Genomic DNA, 11,010 nt, shown 5'->3' with positions numbered 1-11,010 from the left:
CTTACTCTGTCGGCCGGACGGAACGCTGGAACGTCGGCTGCAGCGGTTCCGCCGCCGCACCGCCGGCCTGGGCCTCCACCTCGAAGGCGGCGGCCGGGCGCAACGGCTCGTCCGCCATGAGCGGGTTGACACTCTCGTAGGCGGCGGGCTCAGCCTCGATGCGCGAGGCGTAGTAGGCCTCACGCGGCTGCGACGGCTCGAGAGCGTCGTACGCGTGCGACATCTGCGTGCGCGCGAGCGGCTCGTAGCCCGTGGCCTGCTGCAACGGCTCGGACGGCGTGTCCGCGCTCGTGTAGACCTCACGCGCCTGCATCGGCTGCACGGCCTCGTGCATCGAACCGCCCGAGGTCATGCTGACGCCGGACACCATCGTCGAGTCCGAAGCCACGCCGCGGGAGAACGCCACGGGCGCCTCCACGGCCTCCGCGCGCTGGAACGCCATCGGGGCCTGGACCGCTTCGGCGCGCTGGAACGCCATGGGCGCCTGAACGGCCTCGGCACGCTGCATGGGCTGCAACGGCTGAGCCGCTTCCGTGCGGTGCACTGCCTGCATCGGCTCGACGGCGTGCATCGCCTCGACGCGCTGCATGGGCTGCAACGGCTGCATCGGCTCGGCCCGGTGGAACGGCTGCAGCGGCTCCGCCTGCACCGCCTCGGCCCGGTGGAACGGCTGCAGCGGCTCCGCCTGCACGGCCCGCACGGCGTGGGCGGGCTGCAACGGCTCCGCCTGCATCGCCTCGACGCGCTGCATGGGCTGCAGCGGCTGCATCGGCTCGGCGCGGTGGAACGGCTGGAGCGGCTCTGCCTGCACCGCCCGCACGGCGTGCGTCGGCTGCAGGTGCTCTGCCTCCTGCATCGCCATCCGGGCCTGCGCCGGCTCGGCGTCGGCGAGGCGTGCCGAGGTGTGCAGCGTCGCCGTGGCGGTGCCGGTCCCGCCCGCGGGGGTCTCACCGGCAGTGGCACTCGGAGCCGTGCCGCCACCGCCGCCACCGCCGCCGCCCTGGTTGTTCTTGACCGCCTCGTCGATCTTGTCGTTGACGCCGTCCTGGGCCTTGTAGCCCTCGTAGACGATCTCGGCGGCGTCGGCGGAGTTCTCGAACCGCTCCCAGCCCTTGCTGATCTTCGCCATGATCTCGTCGAGGTCGCCGATGCGCTTCAACTGGCGGCCGAGTGCGGCGACGACGCGGGCCACGCGCGCGGCGATGTTCACGCCCAGCGCGACGGCCTTGCCGACCGCGAAGCCGATGAAGATCGGGATCGAGGCGCCGAAGGTCGGGATCATCGCGGCGGCGGCGAGGATCGCGCCACCGATCAGCGAACCGATCAGCTGGGCGATCAGGTCGCGGACGATGTCGCGCAGCACGGTGACGAGCATGCCCATGATCGCGACGATCTTGGCCTTGCTCTCGACGGCGCTGGCGAGCTCGTCGAGCTCCTGGTACATGCCGTCCATGGACGTCTTGAAGCGCTCGGACGACTGACCGGTCCAGCCGTCGAACGTCGCGAGACCGTTCTTGTGGTCCTCGGCGAGCACCCTGAGCTCGGCCGCGCGGGCCTTGTTGGCCTCGACGTTGGCCTGGATCTCCTCCGGGTTGCCCATCAGCTGGTTCAGGGCGTCGCGCAGGAACGACACGTGCTCGATCAGCCAGCCGACACCGGCGCCGATGATGCTGCCGAGCGGGTCGATCGCGAGCATCACCGTGGCGGAGGCCGCGCCGATGGCGTTGAACGTGATGTCCAGGGCCTTCTCGGTCTCGCTCTCGGCGTCCTTGCTGATGCCGTCGATCAGGCTGCCGTAGGCCTCGATGAACAGCGAGCCCTTGAGCTTGTTCTCCTCGGTGATCTTCATCCCGGGAGGAGACGAAATGGGAGTTTCCGGCGCGGTCATCGCTGTTCCTTACCAGGGCTGGTTGTCGTCGTCATCGTCGTCGTCCGCGCGGGGCCTGCCGCGGACGGGCGGCGGCTGGGGAGCCGCAGCGGGCCGGGACGCCGGCGGTGCCGCAGGGGCCGGTTCCGGGTCGTCGTCGATCTCGTCGTAGGTGTCGCCGGTCTCCTCGGCGTCCTCGTCGTCCGGGATGGAGTCCGAGACCATCTGGTAGGCCTCGGTGCCCTCGCCGAGCGGCTTGAACAGCTCCAGGACCTGCAGCGCGGCCTGCTTCTGGGCCTGCCGCGCCGTCTCCAGGATCGCCGCCGTGAGCCGGGCGGCGCCCAGCTCGACCGCGCGGTGCCCGAGCTGCAGGTTCTGCAGGCCGCCGTTCGGACCCACCGTGACGGTCACCGAGCCGTCCTTCGACGTCACGGTGGCGGAGGCCGCCGCGAAGTTCTCCGTGAGGTCCTCCGACTTCTTCTTCAGGTCGGCCAGCTTGGCCTCGTACTCTTCGACCCACTGGGTGGGGTTCGCGGGGTTCACACGGTCCTCCGGCGGCGGCGGTTCGACTGAGACGCGTCAGATCACGCGAGCACAGCGTTGATACGGGTGGCGATGCGGTCGTTGTCGGTCGGTGAGAGGCTCAGCCAGCCGTCCGAGTTGACCATCAGGTAACGGCCCTGGTGGGTGTCGAACCAGTTGATGACGACACCGGACCGCTCCCGGCCGAGGGTGACGCCGAACTGGCCACCCGCGACGCGGTTCGAGGCGAGCTCGTCGAACTGCTTGGCGTCCTGGGCGGACAGACCGGCCTGCCGCAGCGCCTCCTGGTCGTCCACCCCGCCCTCGCCGAACAGGTCGTCCGCTGGCTCGGCCCCTTCGGCCTCCTGCAGCGCCACGGCTTCCTGCAGCGACTGGACCCGCACGTTGACCGCCGTGCCCGGTCCGGGCACGGCGTCGGGCAGGACCTTGACGATCTCGCGGGCGATGCCGGTCTCCCGGATCCCGAGCAGCCCCACCCGGTCGTCGTCGATGATCGCGAGCGCGGCGCGCTCGCCGTTCGAGACGGCGAGCGCCCGCACCGTGCGGTCGAGTCCGGCCACGGCGTCCACGGACACCTTGTGGTCGTCGAGCAGCCGCAGATGACCTTCGAGGCGCTCGTTGTCGACGAGACCGCGCGAGCGCAGCTCCTCGAGCGTCCTCTCGGCCAGCACACGGCGTTCCTGCTCCGTCGCGCCCTCGCTGGGCACGTCCAGCGGGTAGGGCACGCTGCCGAGGTCCAGCGAGTGCCACAGGACGTCGAACTCGCGCGGCGTGAGCAGGAACTCAGGCGTGATCACGCGGGCTCGGCCCCCTTCGGCTTCTTGACCTTCGCGGCACCGATCACCGACGGGGGCAGGTTCTCACCGGGGACCTCGAACAGGTCGCCGCCCATGATGTAGCTGGCGGAGCGGTGTTCCTTGTCCTCCTCGCCCCTGCCGCCGGCGCCCGGAGCGCCACCCATGGGCGCGCCCGCGCCCATGCCGGCACCGGCCGCCGTGGCGCCACCGGGGCCCATGCCCATCGGCATGCCGCCGCGGGCCGCGTTCTGGACACCCGCCGCGCCACCGGACTGCATCGCGCCACCGGCACCCGCGGTACCACCCGCGCCACCGCCGAACGCACCGCCACCGCCGGCACCACCACCCGCGCCCATCTGCGGGGTGTACGGCATCGGGCCGCCCTTCATGCCGCCGCCACCGCCGGCACCACCGCCACCGCCCGCACCGCCACCGGCGCCGCCGGGACCGTTGTAGCCGGGCGCGGTCGGCGTGTAGGCCGCGGGACCCTTGGGGTTCTGCGGCGTGTAGCCGGGGTTCTGCGGGGTGTAGTTCGGGTTCGCGACGTCCCTGCCGACGACCGGGGCCTTGGGGATGTTCTGGTTCTGGCCGCCGCCGGACCTGCCGGTGCCGGTGCCGCCGAGCTGCGGCGTGTAGCCCGGCGCGGTCGGGGTGTAGCTGCTGCCGCCACCACCGCCACCGCTGCCGCTCGTGTACGTGCTGCCGGAGTTGCCGCCCAGCTGCGGGGTGTAGCCCGGCGCAGTCGGCGTGTACGCCGCCGCGGTGTTGGTGCTCGTGCTGCCGGGGTTGTAGCCGGGCATCTGCGGCGTGTGGTTCGCGCCACCACCGGCGCCACCGCCACCGCTGCCGGCGCTTCCGGCACCGGTGTAGCCGGGCGCGGTGGGCGTGTAGGCCGCCGCGGCGGGCTGGGTCCCGGTCGTGGTGCCCGTGCCGGTACCCGCACCGGCGCCCGCACCCGCGCCCGCTCCGGTGCCGGTACCGGAACCCGTGGGGGAGGGCGGAGCGGCCACGGCGGCTCCGCTCTGCGCGTGCGTCGCCATGAGGGCGTCCGCGCTGCCGTTGAGCGTGGGCACACCTCCCATGCGCTGCATCGCCATCACCGGCTGCTCAACCTGGCCGGTGTTCGGGTTGAACGGCGGCTTGAAGGTCGGGGTCGTCGAGTCGATCTGGCGGGAGTTGGTCTCCATGTCCGTCATCACGGCGACGGCGTGCTCGTGCGCCGCGCGCGAGGCGTGGTTGGCCTGCGCGATGTCCGCGGAGGCCAGCACGAACGCGGGAGTGCCCGGCTGCGAGAGCGCGGCCGCGGCCTTGTTCCAGTCGAACTGGATCGGCTGGGGCATCTGCGCGCGGGCGTTCTCCATGACGCGGCCCTGGTCCGCGACCTTGATACCGACCTCGACCGCTGTGCGGGCGGTCTCGTCGACCCACTCCCCGAGCTTCTTCATCGCGGCTCGGGCGGCCTCGGCGGCGTCACCGGTCCACTTGGACTCCGACGCGGCGATGACCGAGTTGATGGTGCGCGACGCCTCGGTCAGCTCGTTGCCGTACTTGCCCCAGTCGGAGCTGATCTGGCCGGCTTGACCGGGGTCGTTGTTGTTGTGCACCGCGGCGTAAAGCTCTTGGTGCGAACGGGACGCCCAGTTCTGCGGGTCCGTGAGGACCGGGACGTTCTCGATGTCGCTCGGGTCGGTCTCGGGGGGCATGACCGGCTCGCCTCTCACGTCGTTGGATCAGCTGGCCACAAGATCAGCTGTTACCCATGTGCTTCTTCAGTTCGGCCTGCTGGTCCTCGTCGAGGCGGGTGAAGTTCTCGATCGCCTCGACGATCGAGTTCTTCGTCTGCTCGAGAACGGTGCGGTACGCGGTCATGACGCTGACGAACGAGTACTGCTCGCCCTCGGCGCGGTGGGTGAACTTGTCGCGCATCTTGTCGCCGACCGGGTTCGCTCCGAGCGGAGCCGGCCGGGCGATGCTGCTGGTCGCGCGTTCGATCCAGGAGTCGACCTGGTCGATCTGGGCCTGGAACTGCTTGCGGAGCTCCTCGCCCGCTGCCGGGTCGAGCTGAACCTGACCCGAGGAGACGGTCTCGCCGAGCGGGACAGCCTCTTTGTCACCGACGATGTACATGCGGGCAGTATCGGGGGTCTTTTCGCGCATCGCGCGCTTTGCCGCAGGTGAATCACCAATTGAGACCCCGGACCGCAAAGCGTTGCGGTGGAGGGAAACGGGCCACCTCCAGGTGAACGTACCGTAACAGGCCTGGTGGTTTGCGCAGGTTGTGGGAGCGCTCTCGACCTGTTGCCCGTTCGGGCATCCGATCCCTGTTCGCTTCACTGGAACGGCCCTTGACTACGGCTCTTGTGACTCAAATCACAGCAGGTGAAATCTGGAATTTAGGGCTGTCTTGAGGTTGGTCGTGCACAGGTTCGTCCATCACCGGATCGAATGAATCTGTCCACGGGCGAACGAACGCGGGCGCACCCCCGGAGAGCACGTCCGCATTGCCCGATTCGATCAGTTCCCTCCAGCCGGTCACGCCAGCACGGAGTCGATCCGCGTGGCGATCCGGTCGTTGTCGGTGGGGGAGAGGCTGAGCCACCCGTCGGAGCGGACCATGAGGTAGCGGCCCTGGTGGGTGTCGAACCAGTTGATGACCACGTCGGCGCGGTGCCGGCCGTGCGTCACGCCGAACTGGCCGCCCGCCACGCGGTTCGCCGCGAGCTCGTCCAGCTGGCGCGCGTCCTGGGCGGACAACCCGGCCCTGAGCAGTGCCTGGCGGTCGTCGAGCTCGTCGTCCGCGGCACCCCACGGGTCCTCGGACTCCTCCTCCTGCTCGGCCTCCTGCAGCGCCACTGCCTGCTGCAACGTCTCCAGCCGCACCGACAGCGCGCTGCCGGGACCTGCGACGCCGTCGGGCAGGACCCGCACGATCTCGCGGGCCAGCGCGGTGGGCCTGATCTCGGACAGGCCGACGCCGTCGCCGTCGATCACGGCGAGCACGCCCTGGTCGCCGTTGGAGGCGGCCAGCGCCCGCACGGTCCGGTCGAGCCCGGCGACGGCGTCCACGGACACGTCGTGGTCGCCGAGCAGGCGCAGCAGGTCCTCGAGTCGCAGGTCATCGGCGAGCCCGCGGCTCCGCAGGTCCGCGATCGTCCTGTCCCGCAACGCTTTGAGCTCGCTCTCCGTAGCTCCTTCGCTGGGCACGTCGAGCGGGTACGGCATCCTGCCGAGCCGCAGCGTCTGCCACAGCACCTCGAACTCGCGGGTCGACAGCAAGTACTGGGGCGTGATCACGAGTGCTCGGCACCTTTCTGCTCTACCTGCTTTGCGCGCAGTATCGGGCAGGAATGGGGCGGACGTTCGTCATTGTGGGATTGCGTACCCGGTTGAGACGGAATGTTCACAGTCCGTCGTGCTGCCCGCAATCGGCCCGCTTTCGTGTCATTTGGCCTGGAAGGACCGTGCAGCGACCTGGATCGGGGAGCATTCTCGAGTTGCGCCGCGTGTCGGTGTGTGGGTGCCGTTCGCGAGGCCCGGTCGGGCACTCCGGGCAGTTTTACGTGACGCAACTCACATACTTTTGGGGGGATGGGCGGGTGACGCGAGCCGTCACCGGAGGCGCGGTCGTCGACTTGTCATTCCATTGCACTCGATATCTTCAGTGTTGACCAAAACCAACACTCGGCGATGCGGACCCGTGAATGTGAAGATCGAACGGTGACAGCCTCCGCATGGGCGCCTCTGCGCCGCAGAGCGTTCCGCGCGCTGTGGCTCGCCCAGTTCGCCTCGAACATCGGCACCTGGGCGCAGACGGTCGGCGCCCAGTGGCTCATGGGTGACCTCGGGGGCAGCGCCCTGCAGGTCGCGCTCGTCCAGACCGCCACGACGCTGCCGGTGTTCCTGCTGGTGGTGCCGTCCGGAGCGCTCGGCGACATCCTGGACCGCCGGCACGTGCTGATCACCGGTCAGGCGCTGATGCTCGCGGGCGCGGGCGGCCTGGTGCTCCTCGCGGGCACGGACAGGGCGACGCCCGCGAGCCTGCTCGGGCTGCTCGCCCTGATGGCGGTCGGTCAGGCGCTGTCGATGCCGTCGTTCCAGGCGATCCAGCCGGAGCTGGTGTCGCGCGAGGAGATCCCCCAGGCCGCGCTGCTCAACGGCGTCAACATGAACGTCGGCCGCGCCATCGGTCCCGCGCTCGGCGGCCTGCTGATCGCGCTGGCGGGCTCGGAGGCGACGTTCGCGTTCAACACGGTCTCGTTCCTCGGCGTGCTGGTCGTGCTGGCGCGGTGGAAGAGGCCGTCGGACCACCGCCCGCTCGGCACCGAGCACATCACGACCGCGATGCGGACGGGCGCGCGGTACGTGGCGAGCTCGCCGCTGTTCCGGCGCGTGCTCGCGAGGCTCACGCTGTTCATCGTGTTCGGCAGCGGCCTGTGGGCCCTGCTGCCGGCGATCGCCCGCGGTCCGCTCCGGCTCGACGCCGGCGGGTACGGCGTGCTGCTCGGCAGCGTCGGCGCGGGCGCGATCGGCGGCGCGTTCGTGGTGCCGAAGCTGTTGCAGCGCATGAGCAAGAACCGGATGGTGCTGCTCGCGACATGCGTCTACGCGGCTTCGACGAGCACCGCCGTGCTGACCGGCAGCCTCGCGCTGGTGATCGTGGCGATGCTGCTGACGGGTGCCTGCTGGATCGCCACGCTCTCGACGTTCAACGCCACGGCGCAGGTGCTGCTGCCGGCCTGGACCCGCGCCCGCGCACTGGCCTACTACCAGCTGATCCTGATGGGCGGGCAGGCGCTCGGCGCCGTGGTGTGGGGCGTGATCGCGGACGCTTACAGCTTGAAGGTCGCGATGATCGCGCCGGCGGTGGCGATGGTCGTGCTCGCCCTCGCGGCGTCGAAGTGGCTGCCGCTCAACGACAGGCCGCTCGACGTCAGCCCGGCGACCTACTGGGAGGAGCCGCCGGAGATCACCGACAGCGGGGCGGGGCCGGTGCTGGTCACCGTCGAGTGGCCGGTGGCGCCGGAGAACGAGGACGCGTTCATCGACGCCATGCAGCGCGTCGGCAGGGCACGCCGCCGCACCGGCGCCACGATGTGGGGCCTCTTCCGCGACACCGAGCAGCCCGAGACGTTCCTGGAGACCTTCACCGTGGCGACGTGGCAGGAGCACCTGCGCCAGCACGTGGAGCGCGGCACGGTCGTGGACCAGAGCAACCAGGAGGCCGCGCGGGAGCTGGCCAAGGGACCCGCGCGGGTGCGGCACCTGCTGTTCGCCGAGCCGAAGAAACCCGAGTAGGCCCGGCGGGCGTCCCATAGCAGCGGGCTATGAGCGGAAGGGATGCTCGCGGAACGGTGGGCGGTGTGACGCTCTAGGGCACCTCGAACCCTGCGGAGGAACCCGATGAGATCGTTCGCCCTGGTCCTGGCGTTCTTGGGTGGCCTGCTCGCTCCCGCGTCGGCACACGCCGCTCCCGCCCAGGCCGGCTCGCCGGACGGCCCGCTGTTGCCGCCGGAGATCGCCCGGAACCTGCACCACGACACCCCCGAGCCGGCGATCCACGCCGCCGTCGCCGACCACCCGGCCGAGCTGCGCGCGTTGACGGCGGTGCTGGACAACTACACCAGCGCCGACGACGACGCGGTGCACGCCGGCATGCTCCTGCTCTACCACGGCCACAGCGATCCGGAGTTCCTCGCGGCCGTGCGGGCCGACACCGAGGTCCTGCGGGCGTTGCGCCGGTTCGTCCTGGCACACCTGCACCTCTTCGGCACCGGCCGCCAGTACCTGGTGCACAACGCGACCCGTGAGCTGGGCAGGTTCTTGCGGCACACCGACATCGCGCTCACCGCCCGTCCGCTGCTCGTGGACCTGGCCCGCCGCGGTGACGTCGTCGGGCGCCTCGCGCCGCTGTGGGTGGGCGTCGCCGAGATGGTCGACTGGTACGACAAGGCGAACTGCCGCCGCTACGGCACCTGCGACTTCCGCGCGAAGATCGACCGCCGCGTCCTCACCGTCCGCCACACCTGCAGCGCCACGCTCGAGATCCGCGCCCAGCAGCTCACCCCCGCCCAGCTGCGCCGGACGTGCGCGTCGCTCGCCGGGCAGGACGCCGTCTTCCACCGCGTGGTGCGCGATCCCGGTCCCGTCGCCGGGGACGGCAACACCTCGCTCGAAGTCGTCGTCTTCGACACCGGCGACGACTACCGCACGTACGCCGGTGTGCTGTTCGGCATCTCCACCAACAACGGGGGCATGTACCTCGAGGGCGACCCGGCGATGAACCAGGCGCGGTTCATCGCGCACGAGGCGGACTGGCTGCCGTCGTTCGCGATCTGGAACCTCAACCACGAGTACACCCACTACCTCGACGGCCGGTACGACCTGCACGGCGACTTCGAGGAGGACATGACCACGCCGACGGTGTGGTGGATCGAGGGCTTCGCGGAGCACCTCTCGTACAGCTACCGGGGTGAGGTCTACGCCGATGCGCTGGCTGAGGCGAAGAAGAAGACGTACGCGTTGAGCGCGCTCTTCGACACCACTTACGACCACGACGCCACGCGGGTCTACAACTGGGGGTACCTGGCGGTCCGGTACCTGCTGGAGAGGCACCCGGAGGACGTCGTGGCCGTGCTGGCGGACTACCGCACGGGGAACTGGGCCGGGGCCAGGGACCACCTGACGCGGGTGGTCGGGACCCGGTACGACGCGGACTGGTACGGCTGGCTCGGCACGCTGGGCTGACGGAGCTCAGCCGGATGCCGTGAGGGCCGCTCCGCGTTCCTGCCACCAGGGCCGGAACACCGGGCTGGCCAGGGCCTGCTCGGCGTAGGCCCCCAGCACCTCGGCGAACACGCGGCTGGCCTGGTTGCAGGTCAGCCGCTCGCGCCGCCACGCGAACACCAGGCGCATCCGCATCGGCGCCCCCGCCAGCGGCCGCACGACCACGCCGGGTCCTCCCTGCGAGGTCGGCTCGACCAGCTGCACGGCCTTGCCCGCCGCGATCAGCTGCCGGCCCGCCCCGCTCGGCATCTCGAACCGGATCCGCGGCACGAAGCCCACCGCGCGGCACGCCGCCCTCAGCGCGGTCAGCGACCCGTCCTCGGCGCCCGGCGGGCCGACCCACGACTCCCCGGCGAGGTCGGCGAGTTCCACCTCCGGCCGGTCGGCGAGCCGATGACCGGCGGGGAGGGCGATGAACACCGGCACCCACGGCACGACGACCCGCTGCGCCACCCCGCGCGGCAGGCCCAGGTCGCCCTCCTCGTCGACCGCGATCACGGCCGCGTCGAGGTGGCCGTTCGCCAGCGCCAGCGCGAGTCCCGTCGAGGACGGGTCGACCACGAGCGTGATGTCGTCGAGCACCTGCTCCAGGCGCGTGTACAGCGGGCCGACGCATTCCATGTGCACCGAGCCGAGGCGGGAGGGTCCGTCCCGCTGGACCATGTCGGAACCGAACGCGTCCAGCTCGACGAGCAGCAGCCGGGCGCGTTGCAGCATCTGGGCGCCCAGGGCGGTGGGTTCGGCGCCCGCGCGGCCGCGTTCGAAGAGCTTGCCGCCGACCAGGCGTTCCACGCGTTGCAGCAGGGTGGTGAGCGAGGGCTGGGAGATGCCGAGCTGCGTGGCGGCGCGCGAGAGGCTGCCCGCGTCGCCGATGGCGCAGACGGCCCGCAGGTGCCGGATCTCCAGTTCCATAGCCTGAGGCTATCCCCGATCGGGAGTGGCGAGACCGCTGCGGGAGGAGGGAGGGTGGCAGGCAGGACCGCTCTGAGAGGACGCGAATTGGCTCGGACACGCCGCGAC

The 11,010-nt window shown here is 70.9% G+C and carries 10 protein-coding genes; 2 read left to right on the top strand and 8 right to left on the bottom strand.

All coding sequences use genetic code 11. The annotated features are described in order from the left end of the window. Position 1: 1 nt before the first annotated feature. From V1227_RS11505 to V1227_RS11475, 7 genes are all read right to left on the bottom strand, one after another. Positions 2 to 1,849 carry a hypothetical protein gene (locus tag V1227_RS11505; RefSeq protein WP_329792502.1) on the bottom strand — a complete coding sequence of 616 codons (1,848 nt, stop codon included), beginning with the start codon at positions 1,847 to 1,849 and terminating at the stop codon, positions 2 to 4. A 48-nt stretch (positions 1,850 to 1,897) separates the two neighbouring features. Then, positions 1,898 to 2,410 (bottom strand): YbaB/EbfC family nucleoid-associated protein, encoded by a 513-nt coding sequence (locus tag V1227_RS11500; protein ID WP_329792501.1) that lies wholly within the window; start codon positions 2,408 to 2,410, stop codon positions 1,898 to 1,900. 41 nt (positions 2,411 to 2,451) lie between these two features. Continuing rightward, entirely contained in the window at positions 2,452 to 3,207 is a 756-nt protein-coding gene (locus tag V1227_RS11495) for an ESX secretion-associated protein EspG (RefSeq protein WP_329792500.1), read from the bottom strand. Beyond that, the gene (locus tag V1227_RS11490) at positions 3,204 to 4,910 is read right to left on the bottom strand and encodes a PPE domain-containing protein (protein WP_329792499.1); all 1,707 of its coding nucleotides are present in this window, start codon (positions 4,908 to 4,910) and stop codon (positions 3,204 to 3,206) included. The genes V1227_RS11495 and V1227_RS11490 overlap by 4 nt, the downstream gene beginning before the upstream one ends. Positions 4,911 to 4,953: 43 nt before the next feature. After that, on the bottom strand, positions 4,954 to 5,334 hold the full coding sequence (locus tag V1227_RS11485) for a hypothetical protein (RefSeq protein ID WP_090097133.1): 381 nt from the start codon (positions 5,332 to 5,334) through the stop codon (positions 4,954 to 4,956). A gap of 238 nt (positions 5,335 to 5,572) precedes the next feature. Beyond that, positions 5,573 to 5,743: a hypothetical protein gene (locus V1227_RS11480; protein WP_329792498.1), complete on the bottom strand. Its 171-nt coding sequence runs from the start codon at positions 5,741 to 5,743 to the stop codon at positions 5,573 to 5,575. Further along, positions 5,740 to 6,501 (bottom strand): ESX secretion-associated protein EspG, encoded by a 762-nt coding sequence (locus V1227_RS11475; protein ID WP_329792497.1) that lies wholly within the window; start codon positions 6,499 to 6,501, stop codon positions 5,740 to 5,742. The genes V1227_RS11480 and V1227_RS11475 overlap by 4 nt, the downstream gene beginning before the upstream one ends. Before the next feature lie 423 nt (positions 6,502 to 6,924). On the opposite strand from V1227_RS11475, the gene V1227_RS11470 reads away from it, so the two are divergent. Next, a complete protein-coding gene (locus V1227_RS11470; RefSeq protein WP_329792496.1) occupies positions 6,925 to 8,502 on the top strand; it encodes an MFS transporter in 1,578 nt (525 codons plus the stop codon). A gap of 105 nt (positions 8,503 to 8,607) precedes the next feature. Further along, positions 8,608 to 9,951, top strand: a complete 1,344-nt coding sequence (locus tag V1227_RS11465) for a collagenase (RefSeq protein ID WP_329792495.1) — start codon at positions 8,608 to 8,610, stop codon at positions 9,949 to 9,951. 6 nt (positions 9,952 to 9,957) lie between these two features. Here V1227_RS11465 and V1227_RS11460 read toward each other — a convergent pair whose 3' ends face one another. Beyond that, positions 9,958 to 10,902 carry a LysR family transcriptional regulator gene (locus V1227_RS11460; protein WP_329792494.1) on the bottom strand — a complete coding sequence of 315 codons (945 nt, stop codon included), beginning with the start codon at positions 10,900 to 10,902 and terminating at the stop codon, positions 9,958 to 9,960. Positions 10,903 to 11,010: the final 108 nt, after the last annotated feature.

This window comes from Lentzea sp. DG1S-22, assembly GCF_036321065.1.
GTDB classification, from domain to species: Bacteria; Actinomycetota; Actinomycetes; order Mycobacteriales; family Pseudonocardiaceae; genus Lentzea; species Lentzea jiangxiensis.
This window is presented reverse-complemented; position numbering and strand designations above follow the sequence as displayed.